At 71.2% G+C, this 25,744-nt stretch carries 24 protein-coding genes; 14 read left to right on the top strand and 10 right to left on the bottom strand.

Annotated elements, in window-relative coordinates; translation table 11 throughout:
* Positions 1-251 precede the first annotated feature (251 nt).
* Entirely contained in the window at positions 252-701 is a 450-nt protein-coding gene (locus tag VV01_RS20180) for a potassium channel family protein (protein WP_050671463.1), read from the top strand.
* 28 nt (positions 702-729) lie between these two features.
* Here the strand turns inward: VV01_RS20180 and VV01_RS20175 are convergent, their stop codons facing one another.
* A complete protein-coding gene (locus VV01_RS20175; protein ID WP_157508983.1) occupies positions 730-1,404 on the bottom strand; it encodes a VC0807 family protein in 675 nt (224 codons plus the stop codon).
* A gap of 31 nt (positions 1,405-1,435) precedes the next feature.
* On the opposite strand from VV01_RS20175, the gene VV01_RS20170 reads away from it, so the two are divergent.
* From VV01_RS20170 to VV01_RS20135, 8 genes are all read left to right on the top strand, one after another.
* A complete protein-coding gene (locus VV01_RS20170; protein WP_050671461.1) occupies positions 1,436-2,542 on the top strand; it encodes a GNAT family N-acetyltransferase in 1,107 nt (368 codons plus the stop codon).
* A gap of 412 nt (positions 2,543-2,954) precedes the next feature.
* Complete coding sequence (locus tag VV01_RS20165) at positions 2,955-4,034, top strand: FecCD family ABC transporter permease (protein ID WP_082221124.1); 1,080 nt, start codon at positions 2,955-2,957, stop codon at positions 4,032-4,034.
* Entirely contained in the window at positions 4,031-4,834 is an 804-nt protein-coding gene (locus VV01_RS20160; RefSeq protein WP_050671460.1) for an ABC transporter ATP-binding protein, read from the top strand. The genes VV01_RS20165 and VV01_RS20160 overlap by 4 nt, the downstream gene beginning before the upstream one ends.
* Positions 4,797-5,831 carry an ABC transporter substrate-binding protein gene (locus VV01_RS20155; RefSeq protein WP_231635291.1) on the top strand — a complete coding sequence of 345 codons (1,035 nt, stop codon included), beginning with the start codon at positions 4,797-4,799 and terminating at the stop codon, positions 5,829-5,831. Before VV01_RS20160 ends, VV01_RS20155 begins: the two co-directional genes overlap by 38 nt.
* A 1-nt stretch (position 5,832) precedes the next feature.
* Complete coding sequence (locus VV01_RS20150; RefSeq protein WP_050671458.1) at positions 5,833-6,630, top strand: Rossmann-like domain-containing protein; 798 nt, start codon at positions 5,833-5,835, stop codon at positions 6,628-6,630.
* Positions 6,627-7,802 (top strand): MFS transporter, encoded by a 1,176-nt coding sequence (locus VV01_RS20145; RefSeq protein WP_050671457.1) that lies wholly within the window; start codon positions 6,627-6,629, stop codon positions 7,800-7,802. Before VV01_RS20150 ends, VV01_RS20145 begins: the two co-directional genes overlap by 4 nt.
* Positions 7,799-8,713, top strand: coding sequence for a GHMP family kinase ATP-binding protein (locus VV01_RS20140; protein WP_050671456.1), 915 nt, complete (start codon positions 7,799-7,801; stop codon positions 8,711-8,713). The genes VV01_RS20145 and VV01_RS20140 overlap by 4 nt, the downstream gene beginning before the upstream one ends.
* 1 nt (position 8,714) lies before the next feature.
* Positions 8,715-9,743, top strand: a complete 1,029-nt coding sequence (locus tag VV01_RS20135) for a pyridoxal-phosphate dependent enzyme (RefSeq protein ID WP_050671455.1) — start codon at positions 8,715-8,717, stop codon at positions 9,741-9,743.
* Between the two features lie 57 nt (positions 9,744-9,800).
* Here VV01_RS20135 and pdxY read toward each other — a convergent pair whose 3' ends face one another.
* Positions 9,801-10,649: a pyridoxal kinase PdxY gene (gene pdxY / locus VV01_RS20130; RefSeq protein ID WP_050671454.1), complete on the bottom strand. Its 849-nt coding sequence runs from the start codon at positions 10,647-10,649 to the stop codon at positions 9,801-9,803.
* 94 nt (positions 10,650-10,743) lie between these two features.
* Here pdxY and VV01_RS20125 point away from each other — a divergent pair, with 94 nt between their 5' ends.
* Entirely contained in the window at positions 10,744-11,346 is a 603-nt protein-coding gene (locus VV01_RS20125; protein ID WP_050671453.1) for a hypothetical protein, read from the top strand.
* A gap of 73 nt (positions 11,347-11,419) precedes the next feature.
* Here VV01_RS20125 and VV01_RS20120 read toward each other — a convergent pair whose 3' ends face one another.
* The gene (locus tag VV01_RS20120; RefSeq protein WP_197275119.1) at positions 11,420-12,154 is read right to left on the bottom strand and encodes a peptidylprolyl isomerase; all 735 of its coding nucleotides are present in this window, start codon (positions 12,152-12,154) and stop codon (positions 11,420-11,422) included.
* 88 nt (positions 12,155-12,242) lie between these two features.
* Here VV01_RS20120 and VV01_RS20115 point away from each other — a divergent pair, with 88 nt between their 5' ends.
* Entirely contained in the window at positions 12,243-12,566 is a 324-nt protein-coding gene (locus VV01_RS20115) for a rhodanese-like domain-containing protein (RefSeq protein WP_050671451.1), read from the top strand.
* Positions 12,567-12,725: 159 nt separating this feature from the next.
* Here VV01_RS20115 and VV01_RS20110 read toward each other — a convergent pair whose 3' ends face one another.
* From VV01_RS20110 to VV01_RS20100, 3 genes are read right to left on the bottom strand one after another with little or no spacing between them, the layout of a single operon-like run.
* Complete coding sequence (locus VV01_RS20110; RefSeq protein WP_050671450.1) at positions 12,726-13,559, bottom strand: thioesterase family protein; 834 nt, start codon at positions 13,557-13,559, stop codon at positions 12,726-12,728.
* 39 nt (positions 13,560-13,598) lie between these two features.
* The gene (locus tag VV01_RS20105; RefSeq protein WP_050671449.1) at positions 13,599-14,459 is read right to left on the bottom strand and encodes an Fpg/Nei family DNA glycosylase; all 861 of its coding nucleotides are present in this window, start codon (positions 14,457-14,459) and stop codon (positions 13,599-13,601) included.
* Positions 14,452-15,480, bottom strand: coding sequence for an App1 family protein (locus tag VV01_RS20100; protein WP_050671448.1), 1,029 nt, complete (start codon positions 15,478-15,480; stop codon positions 14,452-14,454). Before VV01_RS20100 ends, VV01_RS20105 begins: the two co-directional genes overlap by 8 nt.
* A 105-nt stretch (positions 15,481-15,585) precedes the next feature.
* Here VV01_RS20100 and VV01_RS20095 point away from each other — a divergent pair, with 105 nt between their 5' ends.
* Together VV01_RS20095 and VV01_RS20090 are read left to right on the top strand one after the other, a co-directional pair.
* Positions 15,586-16,920, top strand: coding sequence for a glycoside hydrolase family 15 protein (locus VV01_RS20095; protein ID WP_050671447.1), 1,335 nt, complete (start codon positions 15,586-15,588; stop codon positions 16,918-16,920).
* 87 nt (positions 16,921-17,007) lie between these two features.
* Complete coding sequence (locus VV01_RS20090; RefSeq protein WP_050671446.1) at positions 17,008-19,050, top strand: phosphocholine-specific phospholipase C; 2,043 nt, start codon at positions 17,008-17,010, stop codon at positions 19,048-19,050.
* 525 nt (positions 19,051-19,575) lie between these two features.
* On the opposite strand, the gene VV01_RS20085 is transcribed toward VV01_RS20090, so the two are convergent.
* Both VV01_RS20085 and VV01_RS22980 read right to left on the bottom strand, forming a co-directional pair.
* Positions 19,576-21,231: a peptidoglycan DD-metalloendopeptidase family protein gene (locus VV01_RS20085; protein WP_157508981.1), complete on the bottom strand. Its 1,656-nt coding sequence runs from the start codon at positions 21,229-21,231 to the stop codon at positions 19,576-19,578.
* Positions 21,232-21,411: 180 nt separating this feature from the next.
* A complete protein-coding gene (locus VV01_RS22980) occupies positions 21,412-23,142 on the bottom strand; it encodes a peptidoglycan DD-metalloendopeptidase family protein (protein WP_197275118.1) in 1,731 nt (576 codons plus the stop codon).
* Positions 23,143-23,387: 245 nt separating this feature from the next.
* Between VV01_RS22980 and VV01_RS20075 the strand changes: the two genes are divergently transcribed.
* On the top strand, positions 23,388-23,861 hold the full coding sequence (locus VV01_RS20075) for a helix-turn-helix domain-containing protein (protein WP_050671443.1): 474 nt from the start codon (positions 23,388-23,390) through the stop codon (positions 23,859-23,861).
* A 147-nt stretch (positions 23,862-24,008) separates the two neighbouring features.
* Here VV01_RS20075 and VV01_RS20070 read toward each other — a convergent pair whose 3' ends face one another.
* Positions 24,009-25,217, bottom strand: a complete 1,209-nt coding sequence (locus tag VV01_RS20070) for an MFS transporter (protein ID WP_050671442.1) — start codon at positions 25,215-25,217, stop codon at positions 24,009-24,011.
* Between the two features lie 88 nt (positions 25,218-25,305).
* Entirely contained in the window at positions 25,306-25,734 is a 429-nt protein-coding gene (locus VV01_RS20065; RefSeq protein ID WP_050671441.1) for a MarR family winged helix-turn-helix transcriptional regulator, read from the bottom strand.
* Positions 25,735-25,744: the final 10 nt, after the last annotated feature.

Genomic DNA, 25,744 nt, shown 5'->3' with positions numbered 1-25,744 from the left:
GCTGGTCGGGCCGAACCTCCGCTGGTTGAGCCGGGCGGAGCGCAAGCGGAGCCCGAGTCGAAACCAGGTGACCGCGAGGGAGACTCTCCCTCGCGGTCACGGGGTTTCGACTCGGTCTCGCCCTGGGGGCTCGACCGGCTCAACCAGCGGGCGGGCGGGCTCGACCGGCTCAACCAGCGGGACGGGACGGCTGGAACCGCAGGCGGCGTCGACCCGTCTCGGCTCCGGCAGCCGAACAACCTGGAGCACCCATGCAACGCACCATCAGCCTGATGCAGAACGCCCTCAACCGGGCGAAGTACGTCTTCGCCGCCCTCGTCCTCGTCGACGCGAGCGCAGGGATCGCGTTCAGCGTGATCGAGCGCAAGACGGTCCTGGACGGTCATTGGTGGGCGGTCGTCACGGGTTTCACGGTCGGCTACGGAGACCTCTATCCCGAGACCGCGGCCGGGCGCGTCGTCGGCATGGTCTACATCCCGCTCATGGCGCTGCTGTGGGCGTTCCTGATGGCGCACATCATCGCCGCGATCATCGAGAACAAGCACCTGTTCTCCCACGACGAGCAGGAGCGTATGGAGGCGTGCCTGCTCGAGATGAGCCAGCGGATGGGTGTCGTCCCCGCCGAGTTCCGTGAGCTGCCCGACCTCGACTGGTGGGAGCGGCAGCACGCGTTCGCGTCGGACCGGCCGAGCGAGGGCTGACACCGGAAGAGCGTGCGGCGCCCTCTCGCTACGCCGTCGCGACGAGCTCGGACTGCGCGCGGGCGTGCTTGATCGACCGGATCGTCACGTAGGTCATCACCGCGAACGCCAGGATCTGCACGACCACGGACGCACCGACCGCGACGTCGACCGGCGTGGTGTAGATCAGCACCACCCGCACCAGCGCCTCCAGCACCAGCCCGAACCCCCAGAACGCCGAGAGCAGCCGGAACATCTGCCGGAACTGGGCGGACTCGTCCCACCCGCGCGCCAGGTCGTCCCGTGACTCCGGCGAACCCGCGAGCCGGCGCGCGACGGCGTAGCAGAGCGGTTTGCCCCACCTGCACGAACCGAGGAACACGGCGCCGGCGACCGCGGTGAGCACGGCGTTCTTGAGCAGCATGAAACGCGGGTCACCGGTCGCGAATGACGCCGCCGTGCCGGCCGCGAAGATGAACAGCATGAAGGCCGCGAACGCGTCGACCTCCTTGGTGCGCCACATGACCCACAGCAGCCGCAGCCCGGCGACGATCGTGCCGGCGAGCAACGCGTTGAAGGTGCTCAACCCGGCCGCGCGCGCGACGTAGTACGCCACCACGGGCAGCCCGACGTCCCACAGCAGCATCGTGACCAGCCCGCCGAGGCGCACGTCCTTGCCGTACGCCCCCGCCGCGGCCATCGCGTCGTTCGCCTCCGACCTCATCCTCGGACGGTAACCGACATAGCCTGCCCGCATGGCCGATCCGCGTCCGTCGTCCCACGTCACCGAGCCGTCCACCCGGTCGCTCCGGCTGCGTCGCCTCACGCCGGCCGACGTCGACGACCCGGTGATCGTCGGCTGGCACACGGCGGCCGAGGGCTACGCCCTGATGAACGAGGAGCCGTACGACGACGCCGACGCCCACGTGGTCCTGCAGCGGTGGGTCGACGCCTGGGACCGTGACGGCTACGGCTACTGGGTCGCCGAGCGCCTCTCGGACGGTACGCCGGTCGGCGTCGGTGGCGTACGACGGACCGCCGGCCCGGGACGCGACTACCTCAACCTCTACTACCGCCTCTCACCCGACGCCCGAGGCGAAGGCTTCGCTCATGAAATTGCCTCTGCAGCAACGGCTTTCGCACACGAGTGGCTGCCGGGACTGACGGTCACATGTCGGATCAACCCGCGCAACGAACCGTCCCTCGCGACCGCCGCCCGAGCGGGCATGGTCGACATCGGTTCGTGGCGGGCCGACCTGGACCCGCTCGACGAGCCGGACTCTCGCCTGCTCCGATCGCCCGACGTCGCGACGGGTCTCGTCGAGCCGGGCACGGCGGCGTACGACGAGCTGGTCGATCTGTGGGTGCGCGTCAACGACGCGGGTGGTGCGGTCGGGTTCGAGCCGGGCGCACCGCGTGCCCAGGTCGCAGCGTCGCTCGACCGACGCCTCGCCGACTGCGCCGAAGGTCGGGCCGAGCTCGTCCGACTGGTCGAGCCCACGATCGCGTCCTGGGACGACCCGTCGGCGTACGGGCCGGTGCTCGGCTTCGGGTTCGTCGACCTGCCCCAGCCGCGCAACATCGCGCACCGCACTCGCCTGTACGCCGTGATGGTCGACCCGCAGCGACGGGGCCGCAACCTCGGCCGCCTGCTGCTCGGATCGCTGCACGCGTGCGCGCGCGAGCACGGGCGCGAGATCGTCGACCTCGGCTACCGCGGAGGCACCGGGCTGGGCGACTTCTACGCGACGTGCGGCTACGTCGAGACCGGGCGGATCCCGGGCGGCCTGCGGCTGAGCACCGGCGACCGCGACGACGTGACGATGGCCCGACGGCTGGACGGCCATCCGTTGCACGGCTGAGGTGACAGGCGGCGCTCCGGGCATGTCGGTCGGCGTCGCGCCGGCCGGTCTCACCTCGCCGAGGTCCGCGTCGTCGGCGACCACGGCCAACCCGTAACCCGAACCACGCAACAGCTCGCTGACTGAGGCCGACGTCCCGTCGGTGACTTCTGATCGCCGGCGCGACGTCATCGGCAAGGTCTGCGCGGGCGTACGCCTCGTCCACCGCCCGACTGAAGCCGGCGACTCTGGTTCGCTCTGCGTGACGGCCGATGCGAAGCGTCACGCACACCACACCACCGCACACTGCCCGCCAAACCCCTCCCATCGTGGGCGCCGAGTGCCCGCCAAACCCCTGCCTCTGGCCCGACCGCGAAGGCCGGTCGAGCGTCTTCATTTGCGCTCCGAATGAGAATCGTTATCGTTCTCTCTCGTGAACGCACTCGCTCACGCCTCCACTCGGCGTCCCCTCGACACCGCGCTGCACCGCCGCAGCGCAGCAGCCGTTCTCGGCGTACTCCTCGTGCTGTCAACGGTTTTCGCGATCTCAGCGGGCGCCACCTCGTTCTCCGCGAGCGAGACCATGCGCTTCCTGACCGCCGCGATCACCGGGGGGAGCATCGACGCGGACGACCACACGGCGTACACCGTGGTGTGGGACATCCGCACCCCGCGCGTCCTGCTCGCAGCGATCGTCGGGGCCGGCCTCGGTCTGCTCGGCGTGGCCACGCAGGCCATGGTCCGCAACGCCCTGGCCGACCCGTTCATCCTCGGCGTCTCCAGCGGGGCCTCGGTGGGCGCGAGCGCCGTGGTTTCTCTCGGGCTGTTCGCCGGTCTCGGGATGTACGCCCTCTCGGCTGCCGCGTTCCTCGGAGCCCTCGCAGCATCGGCCGCTGTGCACCTGTGTGCACGCAGCAACGGCGGCGTGGCGCCGATGCGTCTGGTGCTGACGGGCGTCGTGCTGGCGTACGGGTTCCAGTCACTGATGAGCCTGATCGTGTTCGTGGAGCCGCGCGGTGACGCCGCCCGCACGGTGATGTTCTGGCTGATGGGCAGCCTCGGCGCCGCAGCGTGGAGCGCCGTGCCGGTCGCCGCAGCCGCGCTCGTGTTCGTCGCGGTCTGGCTGGGCCGCCACGCCGACGGCCTCGACGTGATGGCGCTCGGCGATGCGACCGCGCACAGTAGCGGTGTCGACTGCGACCGCCTGCGACTGCGCCTGTTCGTCCTGACCGCAGTCGGCACCGGTGCGCTCGTGGCGGTCAGCGGGGCGATCGGCTTCGTCGGGCTGGTCGTGCCCCACGTCGTACGCCTCGTGGTCGGCCCCCGACACCGGGCCGTGCTCACGCTCGCACCACTGGTCGGTGCGCTGTTCCTCGTCTGGGTCGACCTGCTGTCCCGGGTTCTCGTGCCGCCGCGCGAGCTGCCGCTCGGCGTGATGACCGCCGTGATCGGCGTACCCGTGTTCCTGCACCTGATCCGGCGCCGCGCCTACACGTTCGGAGGCAGTCGATGACGGTCACCGTCCGGTCGGTGTCCGTCGAGCTGGGCGGGCAGCGCCTCGTCGACGACGTGTCGTGCGACGTGCCGGCCGGTACGACACTCGGCGTCGTCGGTCCCAACGGCAGTGGCAAGTCGACCCTGCTGCGCACGATCTACCGCGAGCTCGCGCCGACGTGCGGCGCCGTGCTCGTCGACGGCACCGACGTCACCGCGCGGGCGCTGCTCGACCACGCCCGCCGCGTGGCTGCGCTCGCTCAGCACGACGGGCTCGACCTCGACTTCACGGTGGCCGAGGTCGTCGGCCTGGGACGCCACCCGCATCCGCGCGACGACACCGCCGACCGTGCCGCCGTCGCCGCGGCACTGGCCGAGACCGAGGTCGCCCACCTCGCTGAGCGCAGCGTGCTGACCCTCTCGGGCGGTGAGCGGCAGCGGGTCATGCTCGCCCGCGCGCTCGCCCAGGCGACTCCCGTGCTGGTGCTGGACGAACCGACCAACCACCTCGACCTGAGACATCAGCTGCGGGTCGTCGCCCGCATCGCGACCTCACCCCGCACGGTCGTCGTCGCGCTGCACGACCTCAACCTCGCCGCAGCCTTGTGCGACCGGCTCGTCGTCATGGACGCCGGCCGGGTCGTCGCGGCGGGAGAGCCCGACAACGTGCTGCAGCCCGAGCTCGTCGAGACGGTCTACGGCATCCGCCCGCTGCTCGTGGACCACCCCGAGACCGGCCGACCCCAGCTGTTGTTCAGCCCTGACGTGCACCCCGCACCCGATGAAAGGCACCACCATGCACAGCCCCAGCCCTCGTAGCCGACGAACTGTCGCGCTCGCGCTCGCCCTGCCGCTCGTCCTCGCCGGATGCGGAGCCGACGTCGACGCGGCTGATGACCCGACCCGGGACACCAGCGAGGTCACCAACTGCGGTGTCTCCCAGTCGTACCCGACGCCCAAGGCCGCCGTGGCCTACGACGTGTCGTCGATCGAGAAGATGTTCGCGCTGGGGCTCTCCGACCGGATGCGGGGCATCGTGCTGCCCGCCACGGTCAAGAGCGTCGCCCAGACATCGCCCTACAAGAAGGACTACGCCGCGGTCGACACGATCGCCACCGACGTCCTCAGCCAGGAGCAGGTCGTCTCGGCCAAGGCCGACTGGGTGTTCGCAGGGTGGCAGGCCGGCTTCAGCCAAGAGCGCGGCATCACGCCGGACTCGTTGTCCCGCTTGGGGATCCAGTCGTACATGCAGGAGGAGACCTGCTTCTCGTACGACAAGGGCAAGCCGGCCGCGGCGTCGTCCGGCCTGCTCGCCCTCGACGCGACGTACCGCGACCTCACCAACCTCGGCTCCGTGTTCGGCGTGCAGAGCACGGCGAAGTCGGTCGTCGACGGACTCGAGAAGCGACAGCACGCGCTTCAGCAGCGCCCCGCACGCGAGACCACGCCGACGGTGTTCGTCTACGACTCCGGCACGTCCGAGCCCTACACGGCCGGCCGGCGTACGGCACCGAACGACATCATCACCCTGGCCGGCGGACGCAACGCCGCCGCCGGGCTCGACGCCCGTTGGGACGTCATGGGCTGGGAACCCGTGGTCCAGACCGACCCCGACGTGATCATGGTCGTCGACTACGACAAGGAGCCGCTGGCCCGCAAGCTCGCCTACCTCAAGAACCAATCGCCCCTGAAGAACTCAAAAGCCGTGGAGAACAACAGGATTCACGTCATCGACTACGGCAAGGCCGTCAGCGGACCGCGCAATCTCGACGCCGCCGAGGAGCTCGCCCGCTACCTCGACCAGCAGGGGTTCTGACATGACCGTCGACGAGCTCGTCGCACAAGCACGCAGCGAGACGGGTGCCTGCGATCTGACCGCCCGCAGCGTGTTCTGGGTGCAGCACGGCACGCGGCTGGCCGGGAGCCCACAGCTGTTCCGCAACCGGTACGTCCTCGTCCGGGTCGAGAGCGCGTTCGGCGCATGCGCGGTCGAGGAGGGCGAGCTCGACGGCAGCGTCGCCGACCTGTCCGGGTCGACCGTCGCTGACCTGCTCGCGCATCCGGCACTGCCCGTACGGGTCGCCGCGCTCGACGCGCACCTCGGCGCGCGCAGCCCGCACCGCGACGACCCGCGCGCCGAGCGCGTGCTCCTCCCGACTGGCACGCCCGACCAACGCGCGGTCGCGCGCGACGCCGCGGTCGCCTCACTGCTCGACATCACGCCCGGCAGTCGCGTCGCGCTGATCGGTGTCGTCAACCCGCTCGTGGCCGCGATCCGCGAGCGCGGGGGCGAGTGCCTGCCGTGCGACCTCGCACTCACCCGTACGCACTGGGGCGACCCCGTGACGTCCGACATGGCTGCGGTGCTGGAGCGCGCCGACGCCGTGCTCGCGACGGGCATGACGATCGGCAACGGGTCGTTCGACACGATCCGAGAGACCTGCGCACGCCGTGGCGTCCCGCTCACGGTCTACGCGCAGAGCGCCGCCTCCGTCGCTCGTGCGCTGCTGGGGCGAGGCGTGACCGCACTGTCGGCCGAGCCGATGTCGTTCTCCCAGCTGAGCGCCGACGAGTCGCCGCTGTACCTCTACCGCCACCACCGCGGGGCCGCATGAGTACGCCGACCCGGCAGGACGTCGTACCCCCGGACCACCGCATGGTGCGTTCGCTGGCGCCGCTGCTCGGCGCGGCGGCGCTCGGGCTGGTGCCGTTCACGGTGTTCAGCACGTTCCTGGTGCGGATCGCCGACGACAGCGGCTCCGGCGTCGACCTGATCGGGAGCCTGCGCGGCCTCGGAGGACTGGCGGCGCTCGCGGTCGGGGCCCTGGCCGCACCGCTCGTCGACCGGCTCAGCCGGCCTCGCGTCGCCGCGGGTGCTCTCGTCGTGCTCGCAGCCGGGTGCGCGCTCGCCGTGACGGGGTCGACGGCCACCTGGGTGCTGTTCTGCCTGCTCATCGGGGCCGGGACGGCACTGCTCAACCCGGCCCTGACCGCGCTCGCCGCCGACCCCTACGACGGGGAGGCGGCTGCGGGGCGCGCCGCGACCCTCGTCTCGTCGACGACGACGCTCACAGCGGTCCTCGCGGCGCCTGTGCTGGCGGCCCCTGCTCTGTGGTGGGGCTGGCAGGGCGATCTGGTCGCGGCCGCGGTGGCCTGCACCGTCGTCGCCGCAGTGATCGCGCGACGCCCTGGTGACGCTGCCGGCGCGAGTGAGTCACCGTCGTACGGTCGGGCGTTCCGCACGGTCGCCGCCGTGCCGGGTGCGGTGCCGCTGATCGCGATCTCGACGATCCGGACGACCTGCTTCATGGGCCAGCTCGCTTATGCCGCAGCGTATTTCGACGAACGTCACAGGCTGACTGCGTCGACGTTCACCTTGGTGTGGACCTTGTCGGGTGTCTCGTTCTTCGTCGCCGGCTGGTGGGCTGGTCGACGACTCAGCCGGAGTGGCAACGCCCGGCCCCTGCTCGTGGCCGGTGCCGCGATCGGTGGCGCTGGCGCGCTCGTCCTGTTCACCGCCGGCGGGCTCATCCTTGCCCTGGCCGGGGTCGTGGCGGTGGCAGCCGGGCATGCCGCGGTCGCTGCGTCGGTCGTGACGCTGCTCGTCCGGCGCAGCGGCACTGTCCGCGGAACAGCGTTGAGCCTCAACGCATCCGGCCAGAGCCTGGGCGTCTTCGCCGGTGCCGCACTGGTCGGCGGCGCGTTACACGTCGGCGGCTGGACGACGGTCGGCTTCGCCCTGGCGGGCCTGATGGCGGTGGCGGTCGGGCTGGGAGTCGCACGATGAGGACGACACCCGCCGCCGGCGTACGCATCGGCGTCGGCAGCGCACCCGCACATCATGGCGAGCTCCTGCAGGGTGTCGTCACCGACCGCGGCCTGACCACCCCGGCGCTGGTCACGTTGCCGCTCGCCGTCGACGGCGCGCGAGCGACGTTCGCGCCGGGTGGCGACCGGCTCGTCGTCCATCCGTCCGACAAGGTGCACGCCCGTCAAGCCGTCGAAGGGCTGCTGCATCATCTGCGCGCCACAGATCCCACCGTCGTGGCCTCCGGAGTACTTCGCGTACGCAGCCATGTGGCGGTCGGTATCGGCATGGGATCGTCGTCTGTCGACGTCCTCGCCTCGCTGCGCGCCGTCGCGGATGCCGTTCGTTCTCAACCGGATTCGTCTATCTTCTGCGCGCACGCGGCCCGGGTCGAGGGTGCGTGCGACCCGCTCGCCCACGTGCCGGAGGTCGTGCTGTTCGCGCAGCGCGAGGGGCGGATCATCCAACGTCTCGCAGCCTCCTTGCCGCCGATGGTGGTCCTGTCGTGCGAGACCGACCTGGGCCGGCCCGTCGACACGCTGCGGTGTCCGCTCCCGGATGCGCACACGGCGCCGGCGTACGACCTTCTGCGCGATCGCCTGCACCGTGCGGTCGCCACGGCGGACCTCGATGAGGTCGGCGCGGTCGCCACCACCAGCGCCGAGCTCAACCAGGAGCGCCTGCCCAAGGCCGAGCTGCCCGCGCTGGTCCGCGCCTGCCGGCAGCACGGCGGCCTCGGTGTCCAGGTCGCCCACAGCGGCACGGTCGCCGGCGTCCTGTTCGCCGGACGCTCGGTCGAGCAGGTCGACCGGCTCCTGCTCTGCGCCGCGGCGCTCGAACGCGCCGGCGTACGCGTGCGCGGCTGGTACGACGTCGCGACGGGGGCCTGACATGGACGTCCTCCTGCACGCCGGCGAGGCGATCGGACGCCCCGACCTCATCGCGCTCGGCACCGGCACGTACGCCCTGCGGTTCGAGTCGATGAAGGTGCTGTCCGCCCGCGCCGCGCTGCAGCACCTGATCGACGAGGGCCGGCTGCGGCCCGGCGACACCGTCATCGACAGCTCGAGCGGCATCTATGCGCAGGCGCTCGCGCTGGCCTGTCACGAGCTCGAGATCCGTTGCCGCATCATCGGATCCACCACCATCGACCCCGTCCAACGCGCCCAGCTCGAGCTGCTCGGCGTCGATCTGGAGCAGATGCCAGCGACCGACAGTCTGCGCCAGGACCAGGACCGCCGGGTGGCCCGCATCCGAGCGATCCTCGACGCCGAGCCCGGCGTGCACTGGATGCGTCAGTACCACGACGCGGTCCACGACCACGGCTACCGGCCCGTCGGGTGCGCGGTCGCCGAGGCACTCACATCACGAGGTCACGATCGGGTCCAGCTCGTCGCGGCAGTCGGCTCGGGAGTGTCGAGCTTCGCTGTGCGACAAGAAATCTCGCGTGTCCTCCCGTGCGATCTGGTCGGCGTGCAGCCGTTCGGCAGCGTGACGTTCGGCTCTGATCACGTCGACGACCCCGACATGCTGATCGCCGGCATCGGCAGCTCGATCCCGTTCGGCAACGTGCGGCACGCGGCGTACGACGTCGTGCACTGGGTGTCGTACGACGTCGCCCGCAGCGGTGCCGTCGACCTGCTGCGCCGCCACGCGGTGTTCGCCGGGCTCTCCAGCGGAGCGGTCCACGCCGTCGCGCGCAGCGAGCGACCGTCGTACGCCGGCGCTCAGGTGCTGATCGTGCCCGACACGGGGCACCGGTACGCCGACGTCGTCCACGCGCGTCACCGGGACGTGCGGCCGCTCGAGGAGCACGCACCGTGCACCGTCGGTGAGCTCGCAGAGCTCGCACTGCCCTGGAGCCGGATGGAGTGGCGCGGCCGTGCGGCACCCAGGCAGGCGTCGTACGACCGTGGCTGAGTAGGACTGGTACTGCTGCGGATCCGCGCGCAGCGCCTTGAGCTGTCGAGCGCGTGACTACGACAGTCTGGTGACCTCGAAGCGGCCGCTCGGGTGGGCGATCGCGTCCTGCGCCTGCACCAGCTGCAGCTCGCGAGCGCCTGCCTCGTAGGTGGTCTCGACGATGCTGAACATCGAGTCGGCCGTCCTGCCGAGCGCCGCTGCGGGGCCGTCGGTGAGGACGTGTGCGAGGAAGATCGCAGCCGTCGCGTCGCCGCCGCCGCTGAGGTAGAGCGGCAGCAGCGGCGTGGTCACGAGCCAGGCGCCGCCACCGGTGACGACCGCCATCTGCACGGTGTCGGCGGGCGTCGAGTCGGTCTGGACCGAGGTGACCAGCACGGTCTCGGGCCCCTTGGCGCGCAACGCCTGCGCGGCCGCGACCACGTCGGCCTGCGTACGGACCTCGGCGCCCGTCAGGAACTCCAGCTCGAACTGGTTGGGCGTCACGATGTCGGCCGCCGGCACGACACGGTCGCGGATGAACTCCGGGATGCCCGGCTGCACGAAGAACCCGCGCCCGACGTCGCCCATGACCGGGTCACAGCAGTAGACGGCCTTCGGGTTGGCGTCCTTGACCCGCGCGACCGCGTCGAGCACGACCTCACCGATGGCCGAGGCGCCCTGGTAGCCCGACAGCACCGCGTCGCACTCGGGCAGCACCCCGCGCTCCTCGATGCCGGTGATGACGTCGGCCACCGTCGACGGCTCGAACACCACGCCCCGCCACTGGCCGTAGCCGGTGTGGTTGGAGAAGTGCACGGTGTAGACCGGCCACACCTCGTGGCCGAGACGCTGCAGCGGGAAGACGGCCGAGCTGTTGCCGGCGTGGCCGTACGCCACGGACGACTGGATCGAGAGGATCTTCACTCGCGCGAGGTTAGTCGCCACCCGCGGGTCGCCCGCTCGGACGGTGTGGTCAGGGCGCGGGCGCGAGCGCTCGTACACCAGGAAGACTGACCCTGTGCGCGATGTCTTCCACGGCCAGATCCTCGGCGTCGGCTCCACGAGCGGCGTCCGCGTCGTCGTCGGGCGCTGGCTCGACTCACCGCTCGGCGCGTTCGCCGACGTGATGGTCGCCGACGCGACCGGTCGGCGTACGCTCCTCGCCCCCACCGCCGAGGTCGCCGACTACGTGACCGCGACCTACACCTTCGACGCCGTACGCCAGGTGCCGGTCACGGTGTCCGCAGGCCCGGACGCGTGGTCGGTCGACGCAGGACCGTTGCAGCTCACGGTGGCGCTCGGTGGTCGTACGCCGCTCGGTCGCCTCCTGTCCGTGCTGCCGCCGTCCGTGGCCCACAGCCCCGCCCTCGCCTCCCTCACCGATCCGGTCGCCCGCGTCGTGCTGCGTGGGGTGCGGACGAGGGGCACCGCCGGCAACGGTCGTCGCGAGTTCTACGGCGCGACCGATCAGCGTGCGGTGACCGAGGCGGACGGCAGCTGGGACGGCACGCCGCTCGGCCGGCTGGCACCGGTTTGGCCCGAGCCGTCGTTCGGCTTCAGCAGCACGCCGCGCCGTCCCAGCCTGGTCACCCTCGCCACCACCGTCGACCGCACGCGATGAGTCTCCCCACGCGTCCGGTGGTTTCGGCACGGTCTCGGCTGGCGCCTCGACCGGCTCAACCGGCGGTGGAGGCTCAGCGGCCGCTCTTGGCGCGCTCGATCGTGGTGGTGAGCACCGGCGTACCGTCCTGCGGTGTGCCCTCGGCGCCCGGATCGATGCCGCCCGCGGCGAGCTTGTCGAGCGTGCGCATGCCCTCCTCGGTGACGTGCCCGAAGACGGTGTAGTCAGGGCGGAGGCGCGAGTCCTCGTACACCAGGAAGAACTGGCTGCCGTTGGTGTCAGGGCCGCCGTTGGCCATCGCGAGCGTGCCACGCGAGTAGACCTTGCGGCTGCCGTCGGTCGTGCCCGGCCAGTTGGGCAGCGCCTGCGCGCTCGTGAGCTCGTCCTTGAACGCGTAGCCCGGGTCTCCCCAACCCGTGCCGAGCGGGTCGCCGCACTGCAGCACGGACAGCGCCGACGGCGGGGTCTGGTAGGCGGTGAGCCGGTGGCAGGTCGTGCCGTCGAAGTAGCCGCGGTGCTGCAGGAACGAGAAGTTCTGCACCGTGCACGGAGCCTTGGCGCGCTCGAGCACGATCGGGATGTCGCCCTGCGTGGTCTCGAGCGTGGCCTTCGCGGTGCTGCGGTCCGGAGTGTGCGCGGGATCCTGCGGCAGCCCGACCCAGGTGGAGTACGTCTGGTCCGCCAGCGGTGTGTACGCGCACGGTCCCGTCGTCGGCGGTGTGTCGGCGGGCGCCTCGGCCGCGTGTGCAGTGGCAGGTACGACGAGGCTCGCCGCGCCGAGCGCGACGGCGGCTGCGATGGTGCTCAAGGTCCGCATCGGGTTCCTCCGGTTCATCACGGGTGGCCGGTTCTCGGCCTCCTCCGAACACTAGGGATCGGCAAGGCACGATGGGGGTATGAGCGACCAGCCGACCACTCCGCAGGCCCTTTCCGACGACGCCGTGCTGCTCGACGTGCGCGAGCAGGACGAGTGGGACGCCGGCCACGCGCCGGGCGCCGTCCACATCCCGCTGTCCGAGGTGCCCTCGCGCCTCGACGAGCTGCCCGACGCCGAGCCGCTGCCCGTGATCTGCCGCAGCGGTGGCCGCTCCGGCCGCGCGGTGCAGTGGCTGAGCGCCCAGGGCTACGACGTGGTCAACGTCGACGGCGGCATGAAAGCCTGGGACCAGGCCGGCAAGCAGGTCGTCACCGACAACGGGCAGGCGCCCGAGATCCTCTGACCCGGCCCTGCGAGCCCTGCGTCAGAACTGAGTTCTGGTGTTCTGACGCAGTTCGAACTCGGTCAGATCACCAAGACTCAGTTCTGACCGGGGCTGGCCCGCCAGGACTCAGTTCTGGTGGGCCCAGGACCCGAGCGGGCCGGGCGGTCGGCGCTGTCCTCAGCGGGGCGGGCGCGGCAGACGAGCGAGCTGGCGCGACTGCGCGACGAGCGTGTCCTCGCTGTCCCAGACCTGGCAGTCCTCGACGAAGTGACCGGCCGCGACGTGCTCGGTGAAGTGGACGACCCGCAGCCAGCCCGGCGCCGGCTTGGCGAGCACGTGCACGGTGAACTCCAGCGTCGGCGCCCAGCCGAGCTTGCCGAGGTCCATCGACACCGGCGGCAGCACGTCGCACACGAACGGCAGCGCAAGCACGTCGGGCTCGCGACCGTCGACCAGCCGCCACCAGCCCTGGATGCGGCCGTTGCCCGACGGCTTGCCGACCGCCCACATCGCCGTCGCCGGGTCGAGGCGCAGGTCGCTGCGCTGCAGCAGGTCGGCCTCCTTGAGCACCTCGGGAGGGGCATCGGACGCGCGGATGCACTTCTCCAGCGGCGGCAGGTTGGGCGGGGTCAGGCGTACGTCGGTCTCGCCTGCGGCCTTGTCGAGGTCGGTGAACGTCGCGAGCACCTTGATCGACTCGACCCGCTCGCCGTCAGCGCCCTGCTGGACCAGGGTGGCCGACGCGACCGAGACGCTGCCGCCCTTGCGCACGATCGACGTCTCGACGGTGGCCGGGCCGGGGCGTCCGGGCGCGAGGTAGTACGCAGAGATCGACATCGGGTCGGGGTGACCGCCGGCGCCGAGCGCGTCGGACAGCGCGTTGCTGATGACCGACAGCAGCAGGCCACCGTTGATGCCACCGCCGATCGTCCAGGCCCGGTCGAGGCGGACGTCGTACGAACCCGGCGCGTCCGCGGGTGTGAAGGCGATGGCGTCGTCGAACTCACTCACGGTCGCAACCTAGCCCGTGCTACCGGTCAGTAACAAGGGCTACTTGAGCAGTCGGGACATCCGCCGGTCGGCGAGCGGTTTGCCGCCGGTCTGACAGGTGGCGCAGTACTGCAGCGACCGGTCGGCGAACGACACCTCACGCACCACGTCACCGCAGACCGGGCACTTCTCGCCGGTACGACCGTGCACCCGCATGCCCGCGCGCTTGGCGTCCTTGAGGTCCTTGGCGGGCTTGCCCGACGCGGCGGCGACCGCGGTCTGCAGGGTCTCGCGCAGTGCGGCGTACAACCGGGAGACCTCCTCCTCGGTCAGCGAGGACGCGATCGCGAACGGCGACAGCTTGGCCGCGTGCAGTGCCTCGTCGGAGTAGGCGTTGCCGACGCCCGCGATGACCGACTGGTCGCGCAGCAAACCCTTGATCTGAGTACGCCGGCCGCTCACGATCGCGGCGAACGCCGCCTCGTCGAAGTCGTCCGACAGCGGGTCGGGCCCGAGAGAGGCGATGCCGGGCACGTCCTGCGGGTCGCGGACGAGGTAGGCGGCCAGGCCCTTCTTGGTGCCGGCCTCGGTGAGGTCGAAGCCGGACCCGTCGGAGAACCGGCAACGCAGCGCGATCGGCGACTTGCCCGGCCGCAGCATGGTGTTGGGCATCGACTCCGACCAGCGCAACCAGCCCGCGCGGGCCAGGTGGAACACCAGGTGCAGACCGTCGGCGTCGACGTCGACGAACTTGCCGTGCCGGCGTACGTCCGTGACCAAGAGGCCCGAGAACGCTTGCGGCGCAGGGTCGTACGTCTTGAGCACGCTGAACGACCCGAGCTCGATCGAGGTGATCGCGAGGTCGACGACGCGACCGCGCAGGAAGTCGGTGAGGCCTTGGACCTCGGGCAGCTCAGGCATGGCTTCGGGACCTCCTCATGGCCTGCGTGACCAGCCGGTGCAGGGCGTAGCCGTCGGGGCCTTCGAGGGTCGGGACCTTCTGCGGCCGACCGGAGACGTCGTCGTGCGAGAGCGGGTGGCCGTGCGAGAGCACCTGCTGGGCCGCGGTGAGCTGACGGATCGCGACGCACTCGACGTGGTCGGGGTGCTCGGCGGCGAAGTCGTCATAGATCTCGGGGTCGTGCTGACCGTCGTCGCCGACGAGAACCCAACGGATGTGCGGGAACTCGGCGGCGAGCCGGCGCAGCTGCGAGCGCTTGTGGGCCTGGCCGCTGCGGAACCACGACGTCTCGGTGGGCCCCCAGTCGGTGAGCAGCAGCGCGCCCGACGGGTAGCCGTGCCGCTTGAGGAACCGGGTGAGCACGTCGTGGGTGTTCCAGGCGCCGGTGGACAGGTAGACGATCGGGGCCCCGGGGTGGTGCGCGAGCAGCGAGCGGTACATCGCCGCCATCCCGGGCACGACACGGCGGGCGGTCTCCTGGCGGACGAACGAGTTGTACGCCGCGAGCATCGGTCGCGGGAGCATCGTGACCAGGCAGGTGTCGTCGATGTCGCTGATGATCCCGAACGTCACGTCGCCCGAGATGACCTGCACAGGAGTGGTGACCACGACCTCGCCGCTGGAGAGCGTCGCCTGGTGCCAGCCGGGGTCGAGCCCGTGTCCCTGCAGGTCGGCGTCGAAGTAGCCGCCACGGTCGGAGACCACCTGCACGCGAGCCGCTCCGAACGTGATTGTCACCGGGATGTCGCTGACCGGGGCGGCGAGGAACGCCCGGATGCCACGCCGGTCGGACTCGCCCTGGGCCGTGCCACCGCCCGCCGCACGGCTGAGGGCGACGCGACCCAGAACCCGCGCGCTCCCGGCGTTGCCGTAGCCGTTGTAGGGCAGGATCCGGTGCGCCCAGCCGCGTCGGCCCAGGCGGCGCGCGCGCTGGGTGTTGAACGCGTCCTCGGCGCGCGACGCCGGGTGCGGCTTCACCATGACCGACAGCCTATGCGCGTACGCCGACCGGGACGGCCGAACGAGCGCTGCCACCGGCCGAGGTCCCACGGGTTGACACGGGACGGCCGACCTAGACTTCCGGGCATGGTCGGGGACGGGGACAGTCATGCCCACCCGCCCCGTCGCACCGTGCTCCGGGGCGCAGCGGCGGGCCTCGTCGTCGCCGGTGCGGCCGGCGGCGGCGCGACCTGGTGGTGGCGCGGCCGGCACGAGCAGCCGCCGCTCTACTCCGAGACCGTCGCGCTGACCTCGCCCACCACACGTGAGCTCGTCCCCGCCGGGCGGCCCGAGCTGGTGTTCCCCGGCAGCCGCGTGCTGAAGTCCGCCGCCCACGCCCAACAGCTCAATCGCCAGCAGCAGCAATGGATCTCGTCGTCCGCCGCCTGGACCCGTGATCTCGGCGAGTACGACGGGCTCGCTCAGTCGGCGCTGCTCGACATCCACGCGCTCACCACCGGCGTACCAGGCGGAGCGACCGTCGCCGGGTGGACGCCGCTGTGGCGCTACGTGTGGCCGCGTGACTGCTCGGCCAGCGCGGTCGCGCTCGCGGTCGCCGGTCACCCCCGCGAGGCGATCTCGACGCTGACGTTCCTGCAGCGCGTCCAACGCGCCGACGGGTGGTTCGAGGCGCGCTACGTCCCCGGCACCGACCAGGCGCCCGACGACCGCGTCCGCCAGCTCGACGGATCGGGGTGGGTGCTGTGGGCGATCGCCCACGTACGCCGCACCCTCGACTCCGCGTCCGGTGTCGCTCTCGTGCAGTCGATGCGGAGGATGATCACGCGGTCGGTGGGCCGAGTTCTCATCAGTACCAACACTTCTGACTTCCTCCCGTCCCCCTCGCCCGACTACTGGGAGCTCGACGACGAGAGCGCCCTCACCCTCGGGACGGTCGCGCCGCTCGTGGCCGGGCTCGAGGCCGCTCCGGGGCTGCTGACCGAGCTCGGCGAGCACGAGCTCGCCGCGGCCGCGACCGGTCGGCGTACCGAGCTCACCGACGCCGTCGAGCGCGAGTTCGGCGCGTACGGCTGGCCGCGCGAGAAGCGCGGCTCCGAGCTCGACGCGGCCATCGCGTTCGCGCTGCCGCCCTACGTCGCCTCGGCACCCGCTGGTGCGACCGACGCCCTGGTCAAGGCCGCCGGCCAGATGATCCGCCCGGCGGGCGGCCTCGCGCCCGGTGCCGCGTGGAAGGACGACGGCATCAGCTGGACCCCTGAGACCGCGGCGTTCGCCCTGGCCTCGGCGGCAACGGGTGACCGGAAGGCTGCCGAGAGCCGCCTGCGCTGGCTGGCCGAGCATCGTACGAGCGCAGGGTCGTTCCCCGAGAAGGTCCTCGCCGACGGAGCGCCCGCCGCCGTGGCGCCGCTGTCGTGGACCGCTGCCCTGACGCTGCTCGCACTCCACGAGCTGAAGAGCTGACCGCCGGGAGAGTTTCACCTGCGCGCCGCCCGACGTTCGGCGTACCGGGCCAGAGTGGGAGGGCTGCCCCCGACCGAGAGGCCCACCATGTCGTCCATCGACCGCCGCCGCTTCCTGCAGATCGCAGGAGGAGCCGCCGCCGCGACCGCCCTCACCGACAGCCTGACCGCGAGCGTCGCGCGCGCCGCGTCGATCCCGGCGAACCGCACGCACGGCTCGCTGCAGGACGTCGAGCACATCGTCGTGCTGATGCAGGAGAACCGGTCGTTCGACCATCTGTTCGGCACGCTGCGCGGTGTGCGCGGCTTCGGCGACCCGCACCCGGCCGTGCTGCCCAGCGGCAAGTCGGTCTGGCACCAGGCCAAGGGCGGCCAGGAGACGCTGCCGTTCCGTCCCGACCACGACGACCTCGGCCTGGCGTTCGTGCAGGACCTGCCACACAGCTGGCCCGACGCTCACCAGGCGTTCGCGGACGGTCGCTACGACCAGTGGATCGCGGCCAAGGGCACCACGACGATGGCGCACCTCACCCGCCCGGACATGCCGTTCCACTTCGCGCTCGCCGACGCGTTCACCGTCTGCGACGCCTACCACTGCTCGTTCATGGGCTCGACCGACCCCAACCGCTACTACATGTGGACCGGGTGGACCGGCAACGACGGCAAGGGCGGCGGGCCCGTGCTCGGCAACAACGAGGCCGGGTACGACTGGACCACCTATCCCGAACGCCTTCAGGCTGCTGGGGTTTCGTGGAAGATCTACCAGGACGTCGGCGACGGCCTCGACGCCGCGCACGGCTGGGGCTGGATCGAGGACGCCTACCGCGGCAACTACGGCGACAACTCGCTGCTCTACTTCAACCAGTACCGCAACGCGCAGCCCGGCAACCCGCTGTTCGACAAGGCACGCACCGGCACTGACGCCCGCAAGGGTGAGGGCTTCTTCGACCAGCTGCGCGCCGACGTCCAGGGCGGACGGCTGCCACAGATCTCCTGGATCGTGGCGCCCGAGGCGTTCACCGAGCACCCGAACTGGCCCGTCAACTACGGCGCCTGGTACACCGCGCAGGTCCTCGACGCGCTGACGTCCGACCCCGACGTGTGGAGCCGCACGGCGCTGCTGATCACGTACGACGAGAACGACGGGTTCTTCGACCACGTCGTGCCTGCGTACCCGAACTCCGTTCAGCTGCAGGGCGATTCGACGGTCTCGACGGAGAACGAGATCTACTCCGGCCCGCTCGGCGCGACCGGACCGTACGGTCTCGGGCAGCGCGTGCCGATGCTCGTCGTCTCGCCCTGGAGCACGGGCGGCTGGGTCTGCTCCGAGACGTTCGACCACACCTCGATCCTGCGGCTGATGGAGCAGCGCTTCGGCGTGCAGGAGCCGCAGATCACGCCGTGGCGCCGCGCGGTGTGTGGTGACCTGACGTCGGCGTTCGACTTCAGCGGCTCGCAGACGACCGTGCCGTCACTGCCTGACACGGCGGCGTACGAGCCGAAGGACTCCGTACGCCACCCGGACTACGTGCCGACGCCGCCGAAGAACGGCTCACTTCCTTTGCAGGAGAAGGGAACTCGTCCGTCGCGTGCGCTCGGTTACGGCATCGAGGTGGCAGCCGCGGTGAGCGGCTCGACGCTCAAGGCGACCATGCGCAACACCGGCCGTCTCGGCGTCCACCTGCAGGCGCGGTCGCTCGACGTGGCCGGTGCGCCGTACTCGTACACCATCGGCGCCGGGGACTCGCTCAGCCCGCAGTGGGCGCTGGGCCGCACGTACGACCTGTCGCTGCACGGCCCGAACGGGTTCTTCCGTCGGTACGCCGGCACGACCGCCCGCGCGGGTGTCGAGGTGTCGTCGTCGGTCGAGCGCGACGGCGCGCTCGTGCTGACGCTGAGCAGCAGCGATGGTGCCGAGGTGGGCGTCACTGATGCGCAGAGCACGAAACGGACCCGCCCGATCACCCTGCGCCCCGGCAAGACTCACACGGTGCGCATCGACACGCGCCGCGCGCACGGCTGGTACGACGTGACGGTCACGGTCACCGGCGACGCGTCGTACGCGCGTCAGCTCGCCGGGCGGATCGAGACGGGCAAGCCGTCGGTGAGCGACCCGCGGCTCGGTCGCTGACCCACGCTGGTTGAGCCGGGAGGGCGCCGACCCGGACCGCTGGTTGAGCCGGGCGAGCCCCACAGGGCGAGCCCGTGTCGAAACCACGGCGACCGCGGACACACGAGTCTCCCTGCGCCGCACCAGGTTTCGACACGCTCTCGCGCCAGGGCGCTCGAGCGGCTCAACCAGCGAACACCGCCGAGGGGCGCTGCAGCGATATGGGCCTCGACGCGTGCTGTGCACTGGTTCGTGTGGTGAGCCAGCCACCGACCTGGCTCACCACACGAACCAGTGCACAGCACGCGTCAGCCCCCCCAAGCCCCGGACCCACCGGCAAAAGTTGACGATGCGTACATCCATGTGCACCTCGCCAACTTTTGCCGGGAGAACGCCGGACCGCTGGTTGAGCCGGGCGAGCCCCCTAGGGCGAGCCCGTGTCGAAACCACGGCGACCGCGGACACACGAGTCTCCCTGCGCCGCACCAGGTTTCGACACGTTCTCGCGCCAGGGCGCTCGAGCGGCTCAACCAGCGATGGTGAGGCTCAGTCGCGCCGGGCGCGGTGCTCGCTCGACTTCTTGGAGGAGTGCGTCCGCGGCTCGGTGGACTTCTTGTCGTCGCGCTGGTCGCGCGACCGGTCCGAGCCACGGTCACGGCGCTCCGAGGAGTGACGCTCCGAGGAGTGGCGCTTCGACGTCTTCGTGGCGGTCTTGGGCTCGGCCTGGGTGGCGGGGCGGTTGGGTCGCCAGATCTCGAAGATGTGTGACTGGGCCTCGGTGGTGGCGTAGGAGCCGGTGATGACACCGGAGGCGGGGTCCTTGGCCTCGAGCGTGGACTTCTCGACCGGGTTGAGCACGATCGCGACGTCACCGACGGCGTTCGGGCCGCGGTAGCTGTCGGTGAAGATCAGGTCACCGGGCTGCTCCCGGCCCGGGATGACCCGCGACCCGTGACCCTGGGCGAGCCAGTCACGCTGCTGGGCTGCGGTGCGGGGCATCTGCACGTCGATCTGGTGGTAGGCGTGCTGGGTGTACGACGACGCGTCCCAGGTGCGCGGCCCGACCGCGCCCAGCTGGTGAGCATCACCCACGTGCTCCTGCGCCCAGGTCAACACCGGCTCCACGGCCGGGTCGACCATCGAGGACAGCCCGTCGGCACCGCCGGGCACGCACGCACCCGCACCCCCGGCGTACTGGTCGGCGTAGGCCAGCACGTCGTTGACGTACCAGTCGGCGTGGTTGTACGCGAACAGCGCCCGGCGTACGCCCTCGGCGCCCTTGCGGACACCCGAGCGGGTCAGGTAGTTGGCCGCCGACATCGCACTGTCGGCGTCGTTGCTGATGTCGGCCCGCCCGTCGCCGTCACCGTCGACACCCATCAGCGCCCAGGTGGAGGGCATGAACTGCATCAGCCCCTTGGCGCCGGCGTAGGAGGTCGCATCGACCCGCCCGTGCAGCGTCTCCTCCATGCCGATGCCGGCCAGCAGCGTCCACGGGATGTCGTAGGCCTGGCCCGCGGCGACGTACAACCGCTTAACGTCCTGCGGGATCGCCATCGCCTGAGTCTTCAGCGTGTGCTTGCGGGGCAGGCCCGGCTTGGGCAGCGGCGTGCCGGTGACCACGCCACCCTTGCCGTCCTTGCCGCCGGCGCCCGGCCCGGTCACGTCGCCGTTGAGCGGTGCGCCGTGCTGCCGCATGAACGGGATCGGGTCGGTCGCGACACCGTTGACGCGCACTTCGAAGTGCAGGTGATCACCGGTGGCCTTACCGCTGGAGCCCTCCAGGCCCAGCACCTGCCCCCCGGAGACCTTGTCACCCCGGCGCAGACCGTCGGCGATCGAGGCGAGGTGCCCGTACGTCGTGGTGATGCCGCCCTTGTGCCGGATCGTGACCGCGGTGCCGAGACCGCCATACGCGCCGACCCGCACCACCACACCGTTGGACGCAGCCACGACCTGCTTCTGCTGCGGCGCCGAGACCAGGTCGACACCCGCGTGCAACCGGTTGACCTTGTCGATCGGATGGAACCGCTCACCGAACCGGCTCGAGATCGCGTAGGTCTGCGTGAGCGGCGAGCGCCAGGTGCCGTCGGCGCTGATCACCTGGCAGGTCGTGTCGGGGGCCGAGTCCTTCTTGTCGGCCAGCGCGCGAGGGATGACCACCGCCGAACCGACCGATGCCAGCAGTGCCGGAGTTGCCACGAACGCGACCAACCCCCTGCGGGTGTGAGCACGCCGCTCGCTCAGCTCGTGCTGACAGCTGTGCCGTCCCACCCTGCTGGCCCCTCCCGGTCGCCGGGCAGCGCTCGTCCGTGAGCGCTCCCGGGGGATCTCTGCTGGCGAGTATGCCTAATGAACGCGACCGGCAACAGGGTTGTTCGATCAGTTCCCTCCAGGAGCAGCAAGCGTCGGGATCGGCAGGCCCTTCCAGTCGCCCGGGATGTCCGGGACGCCCGGTCCGCGCCTGGGCTCAGGGGCCGGCTTGGGCGCCGGCTTCGGCGCGGGCTTCGGGGCGGGCTTCGGCGCAGGCTGCGTCGGCTTGGGCGCGGGCTGCGTCGGCTGGGGCGTGGGCTGCGTCGGCTTGGGCGCGGGCTTCGGGGCCGCGACCGGTGCGGGCTCGGCCACCCGCCAGATCTCGAAGATCCGCTGCTGACTCTGCGCACCGGCGTACGAGCCGCGGATGACACCGGTCTGCGGGTTCTTGGCCTCGAACGTCGTCTTCTGCTCGGGGTTGGCGACGAGCGCGACGTGCCCGATGACGTTCGGTCCGAGGTAGCTGTTGAAGAAGAGCAGGTCGCCGGGACGCTCCTCACCGGGCTGCACCCGCATGCCGTGGCCGCCCGTGGCCAGCCAGTCACGCTGCTCGGCGGCCGTGCGCGGCAGCGTCACCCCGGCCTGGGCGTACGCGTGCTGGGTGTACGACGACGCGTCCCACTCGTGCGGGCCGTTGGCCCCGAGGCGATGGCCGTCGCCGACGTGGTCCTCGGCCCAGCGCAGCACCGTGCCGACCTTCTGGCCGGAGATCGCGTGCTGGTCGGGCGCGCGGACCGGCTTCGGCGCCGCCTTGCAGGGTGTCGAGCGGACGCCGACGGTGCCGCCGCCGTACTCGTCGGCGTAGAACAGCACGTCGTTGACGTACCAGTCGGCGTGGTTGTACGCGAAGATCGCGTCGCGCACGCCCTGCGCGTCCTCGCGGGCGCCCGAGCGGACGAGGTAGTTGGCGGCCGACATCACGCTGTCGGCGTCGTTGTTGATGTCGGCCTTGCCGTCGCCGTCGCCGTCGACGCCCACCCAGTCCCAGGTGGCCGGCATGAACTGCATCAGGCCCTGGGCGCCTGCCGACGAGGTGCGCTTGTGCTTGCCGTGCGCAGTCTCCTCCATGCCGATGCCGGCGAGCAGCGTCCACGGGAGGCGGTAGCGGTCGGCCGCACGCTCGTACAGACGCTTGATGTCAGCAGGGACGGGGAGGGTCTTGTTGTACGCCGACGCCTTGCGCGGCGAGCCCGGCCCCGGGAGCGCGAACCCGCCCGTGACGGGCGAGGGCGCGACGGCCTTGCCGTCGAGCGGCGCGTGGTGCTGCGCCATGAACGGCTTGGGGTTGATCGGCTCGCCCTTGCGGTGCACCTCGAAGTGCAAGTGCTCACCGGTCGAGTCGCCCGTGGTGCCCTCGCGGCCCAGACGCTCACCGACCGGGACCGTGCGACCGACGCGGATGTCGTCGTCGATGGAGGCGAGGTGCCCGTACAACGTCGAGATGCCGTCGGCGTGCTTGACCTCGACGGTGTTGCCGAGGCCGCCGTAGCGACCGGCGCGGGTGACGGTGCCTGCTGCTGCCGCGACGACCGGGCCAGGGCCGGGCTGGGAGACGAGGTCGATACCGGCGTGCAGCTTGTCCTTGCCGGTGATCGGGTGGACGCGGTGCCCGAAGCCGCTGCTCACGCGGTAGGACTGCTGGAACGGCGGGCGCCAGTCGGCCTTCACGGTGCCGGTCGTGCAGGCATCGGCGTGGCCGGGGTTGAGGAGGCCGACGCCCGCAGCGGCACCGGAGAGGGTCACGGTCGCGACCAGCGCGCCCACTGCGTACCGCTGCTTGCCCGTCCACCTGCTGCTCACGAGTGCCCCAATCCGGTTGTGCTGCAGGTGTTTTCGGGCAGCACGCATCGCACCGGGGGTCGGTGGGAGGTGAGTCCGAGCGGCCGGGGGGCCTGCTGCAGCGTCTCGGGAGTAGTGACGCGAGCGCGGACGACCCGGTTCCGCACTCGACCGGCGATGCCGTCGCGATGAGGAAGCGCCTCTGCGGGAGTCTGATTGCGCGGCCACGAATTAGGAGGCTAATATCGTGGCGAGAGGACCAGGTGATGCCGACCATGACCGCACTCACGCCCGACCAGAAGCAGCTCGTCGCACAGGCCCAGATCCACCGCATCCGCGAGGACATCGCGCGCATCGACACCCAGCGGGCGATGCTCGCGGCGATCGCCGGCGGCATCCGCCAGCAGACCCTCGCCGACGCCCTCGGCGTCTCGCAGGGCGCCGTGAGCCAGCGCCTCAAGATCGCCCGTGAGGCGACACCGCCGCCGGACGGGTTCGTGGGCGCGACGCCCCTGGAGATCGCCCAGCGCTACGCGCTCCGACTGATCGACCGGCCGATGATGATCCAGCAGCTCGCCGACTGGGACTACCCGCCAGTCGATCGGTCGCGCGCGCTCGTGGAGTGGAACTACATCGCCGACCCGGACCAGTGGGACGACGTGAGCACCGCCCGCGAGCGTCGGCTCATCACGGACGCAGACTACGACGAGATCCTCAACCGCCGCGGGTACGGCCCATGAGGAGACGACGCCGCCTCAGGATCATGCGGACGCCGCACCCCGGTCAGAACTGAGTTCCGGTGGTCTGACGCAGTTCGAACTCGGTCAGACCGCCAGGACTCAGTTCTGACGCCGCGGGGCGAGGGGTGCCGGGCCTGGCCGCAGGCGTCAGGCCTCCGACAGCGAGACGGCCTCGGCCTCCTCGAGCAGCTCCTCCTCGGCCGGCTCTTCGTCGTCGAGGTGGGAGAGGTGACCGCGGCCGGCGTACAGGACGACCATCGCGAGCACCACGGCTCCGGCGCCCACCCAGAACGGCAGGTGCGGGCTGACCTCCTCGCCGAGCTTGCCGGCGAGGTACGGCGCGACCGCGCCGCCGAGGAACCGCACGAAGCTGTACGCCGCCGACGCGACGCCGCGCTCGATCGGCGCGGCCTTCATGACCGACTCGGTGACGAGCGTGTTGTTGATGCCGAGGAAGAAGCCGGCCAGGATCACGCAGACGATCAGCACCGGCTTGCTGTCGGTGAACAGCGCCATGATCGCGAGCAGCACGGCGAACCCGGCGAGTGCACCGAGAATCGACGGCAGGGTCCCGAAGCGGGCCTGGAGCCGGGGTGCCACGACGACCGAGCTGATCGCGAGCAGCAGACCCCAGCCGAAGAAGATGAACCCGACCGGGATCGCGCCGAGGCCGAGCGGGAACGGCGTGAACGCGAGCAGCGTGAAGAACCCGAAGTTGTAGAGCAGCGCGGTGATCGCGACGGTCAGCAGGCTGCGGTGGCGCAGGGCACGGAAGGGCTCGGTGAGCGACGTCGGCCGACCGGTCGTGGGCGTCTCCGGCAGCATGAACGACGTCAGCAGGAACGCCAGCACCATCAGCACCGCGACGCCGAAGAACGGCCCGCGCCACGAGATGTTGCCGAGCACACCGCCGACCAACGGGCCCGTCGCGATGCCGACACCGAGGGCGGCCTCGTACAGGATGATCGCCTGCGCGGTGGAGCCGCGGGCCGAGCGCACGATCGTGGCCAGCGCGGTCGCGACGAACAGCGCGTTGCCGAGACCCCAGACGGCGCGGAACATCACGATGCCGTTGACGGAGTCCTGCAGACCGGCGAGCGCGGAGCCGACGACGATGATCGCCAGGCCCGCGAGCAGCGTGCGCTTGGCACCGATCCGGCTGGAGACGGCACCCGTCACGATCATCGCGACGCCCATCACCGCCATGTAGCTCGTGAACAGCAGCGAGACCTGCGACGGGCTCGCGCCGAGGTCGTCGGCGATGGGCTTCAGGATCGGGTCGACGAGACCGATCCCCATGAAAGCGATGACCGAGGCGAACGCCACGGCCCACACCGGTTTGGGCTGACGCCACATGGGGTGTGCTCACATCCTCTCTCTATATTGAAAAACTAAGTATGAGACCGGCCGCAGCCGCGCACGGGGCGCGGAGACGGTGGTCCGGTCAGTCGCGCGAGGTCGCGACCATCTGGTGCATGATCTGCGCGGCGCGCTCGAGAGTGGCCTTGTCCTCGTCGCTGAGGGCGTCGAGCAGCGGCTGGATCGCCTTGCCGCGCTCTGCTCGCGCAGCGCGCAGGATCGCGCGGCCCTCAGGCGTGATCTGCACCAGCCAGGCGCGCGCGTCGGCCGGGTCGGCCTCACGCGTCACCCAGCCGTTGGCCTCGACCCGCTGCACCTGCGTGGTCATGGTCGGCTGGCTGCAGTGGTCGGCCGCGGCGAGGTCGCCGATGCGCGACGGCCCGAGCTCAGCGACCAGGGCGAGCAGCCGCCCCTGTGCGGACGGCAGGTCGAGGTCGGCGTGGCGAGTGGCCCAACGGTGCACGCGCGCCACTGCGGAGAGCAGCTCGTCGCCGCGTCGGGTGCTGGAAGTCATGCTTCCGCAT

The organism is Luteipulveratus halotolerans, from assembly GCF_001247745.1.
GTDB lineage: Bacteria > Actinomycetota > Actinomycetes > Actinomycetales > Dermatophilaceae > Luteipulveratus > Luteipulveratus halotolerans.
Note: the sequence above shows the minus strand (reverse complement) of the source record. Positions and strands in the feature narration are given on the sequence as shown.

Excerpts from the sequence above, each read along its gene's own strand:
- VV01_RS20180 (WP_050671463.1), top strand. The coding sequence starts at position 252 with ATGCAACGCACCATCAGCCTGATGCAGAACGCCCTCAACCGGGCGAAG.
- VV01_RS20175 (WP_157508983.1), bottom strand. The coding sequence starts at position 1,404 with ATGAGGTCGGAGGCGAACGACGCGATGGCCGCGGCGGGGGCGTACGGC.
- VV01_RS20170 (WP_050671461.1), top strand. The coding sequence starts at position 1,436 with ATGGCCGATCCGCGTCCGTCGTCCCACGTCACCGAGCCGTCCACCCGG.
- VV01_RS20160 (WP_050671460.1), top strand. The coding sequence starts at position 4,031 with ATGACGGTCACCGTCCGGTCGGTGTCCGTCGAGCTGGGCGGGCAGCGC.
- VV01_RS20155 (WP_231635291.1), top strand. The coding sequence starts at position 4,797 with ATGAAAGGCACCACCATGCACAGCCCCAGCCCTCGTAGCCGACGAACT.
- VV01_RS20150 (WP_050671458.1), top strand. The coding sequence starts at position 5,833 with ATGACCGTCGACGAGCTCGTCGCACAAGCACGCAGCGAGACGGGTGCC.
- VV01_RS20145 (WP_050671457.1), top strand. The coding sequence starts at position 6,627 with ATGAGTACGCCGACCCGGCAGGACGTCGTACCCCCGGACCACCGCATG.
- VV01_RS20140 (WP_050671456.1), top strand. The coding sequence starts at position 7,799 with ATGAGGACGACACCCGCCGCCGGCGTACGCATCGGCGTCGGCAGCGCA.
- VV01_RS20135 (WP_050671455.1), top strand. The coding sequence starts at position 8,715 with ATGGACGTCCTCCTGCACGCCGGCGAGGCGATCGGACGCCCCGACCTC.
- VV01_RS20115 (WP_050671451.1), top strand. The coding sequence starts at position 12,243 with ATGAGCGACCAGCCGACCACTCCGCAGGCCCTTTCCGACGACGCCGTG.
- VV01_RS20105 (WP_050671449.1), bottom strand. The coding sequence starts at position 14,459 with ATGCCTGAGCTGCCCGAGGTCCAAGGCCTCACCGACTTCCTGCGCGGT.
- VV01_RS20100 (WP_050671448.1), bottom strand. The coding sequence starts at position 15,480 with ATGGTGAAGCCGCACCCGGCGTCGCGCGCCGAGGACGCGTTCAACACC.
- VV01_RS20095 (WP_050671447.1), top strand. The coding sequence starts at position 15,586 with ATGGTCGGGGACGGGGACAGTCATGCCCACCCGCCCCGTCGCACCGTG.
- VV01_RS20090 (WP_050671446.1), top strand. The coding sequence starts at position 17,008 with ATGTCGTCCATCGACCGCCGCCGCTTCCTGCAGATCGCAGGAGGAGCC.
- VV01_RS20075 (WP_050671443.1), top strand. The coding sequence starts at position 23,388 with ATGCCGACCATGACCGCACTCACGCCCGACCAGAAGCAGCTCGTCGCA.
- VV01_RS20070 (WP_050671442.1), bottom strand. The coding sequence starts at position 25,217 with ATGTGGCGTCAGCCCAAACCGGTGTGGGCCGTGGCGTTCGCCTCGGTC.
- VV01_RS20065 (WP_050671441.1), bottom strand. The coding sequence starts at position 25,734 with ATGACTTCCAGCACCCGACGCGGCGACGAGCTGCTCTCCGCAGTGGCG.